Source organism: Parageobacillus sp. VR-IP (assembly GCF_013357975.1).
GTDB classification, from domain to species: domain Bacteria; phylum Bacillota; class Bacilli; order Bacillales; family Anoxybacillaceae; genus Saccharococcus; species Saccharococcus caldoxylosilyticus.
This window is the reverse complement of the sequence record NZ_JABVYQ010000021.1, coordinates 1-1,060: the sequence shown is the minus strand read 5'-3', so window position 1 is coordinate 1,060 and position 1,060 is coordinate 1. Positions and strand designations below refer to the sequence as shown.

Here is a 1,060-nt window from a genome sequence, read left to right as displayed (position 1 = left end):
AACACCCGAAGTCGGTGAGGTAACCCTTCTGGGAGCCAGCCGCCGAAGGTGGGGCAAGTGATTGGGGTGAAGTCGTAACAAGGTAGCCGTACCGGAAGGTGCGGCTGGATCACCTCCTTTCTAAGGATGACACGAAAAGCGGAAGCGCCGCGATTAGCTCTCGACGCCAAATGTTCTTCACCCGCAGAAGTGCTTGCACTTCGAGGGGGAAGGTTATTTGGTAGAAGAGAGCTAGGCGCTGGAGCTAGACATACGAAAAGCGGAAGCGTAATAGCTTCTTGACAATAGGTTGAAAATCATTTATAATGACGCTTGTCGTTTTGTTTAGTTTTGAAGGAGTTTTCCTTCGATCTATAATATAATGGGCCTATAGCTCAGCTGGTTAGAGCGCACGCCTGATAAGCGTGAGGTCGGTGGTTCAAGTCCACTTAGGCCCATTGATGTGTGGGGCCTTAGCTCAGCTGGGAGAGCGCCTGCTTTGCACGCAGGAGGTCATCGGTTCGATCCCGATAGGCTCCACCATTTTAGCGAAAAAAATACTTTAATTTATTTTGCGCCTGCGTCTTCTAGTGAATTCAAAGAAGCTGGATTCCTCGGCGCAAGGCAGCAAAGAAGCGAATGCAAAGAAGCAGCTTCGTTCCTTGAAAACTAGATAACCGGAAAGAAAAGCGGAGGCGCCGCGGTGAGCTCTCGAAGCCAAATGTTCTTCACCCGCAGAAGTGCTTGCACTTCGAGGGGGAAGGTTATTTGGCAGAAGAGAGCTAGGCGCCGAAGCTAGACAAAGGAAGAAGCCGAGAAGCGCTGATGTTGGTTAAGTTAGAAAGGGCGCACGGTGGATGCCTTGGCACTAGGAGCCGATGAAGGACGGGGCAAACGCCGAAACGCTTCGGGGAGCTGTAAGCAAGCGTTGATCCGGAGATGTCCGAATGGGGGAACCCACTGCCCGTAATGGGGCAGTATCCATACCTGAATCCATAGGGTATGGAGGGCACACCCGGGGAACTGAAACATCTTAGTACCCGGAGGAGAAGAAAGCAAACGCGATTCCCTGAGTAGCGGC

Annotated in this window: 2 tRNA genes and 2 rRNA genes; all 4 read left to right on the top strand. The window is 52.0% G+C overall.

From position 1 onward, the window contains the following. Positions 1-120 (top strand): 16S ribosomal RNA (locus HT574_RS19640); the annotation flags it as partial. Positions 121-363: 243 nt separating this feature from the next. Continuing rightward, positions 364-437 (top strand) — tRNA-Ile (locus HT574_RS19635). A 9-nt stretch (positions 438-446) separates the two neighbouring features. Further along, positions 447-522: transfer RNA gene (locus HT574_RS19630), tRNA-Ala, on the top strand. A gap of 287 nt (positions 523-809) precedes the next feature. Beyond that, positions 810-1,060 (top strand): 23S ribosomal RNA (locus tag HT574_RS19625); the annotation flags it as partial.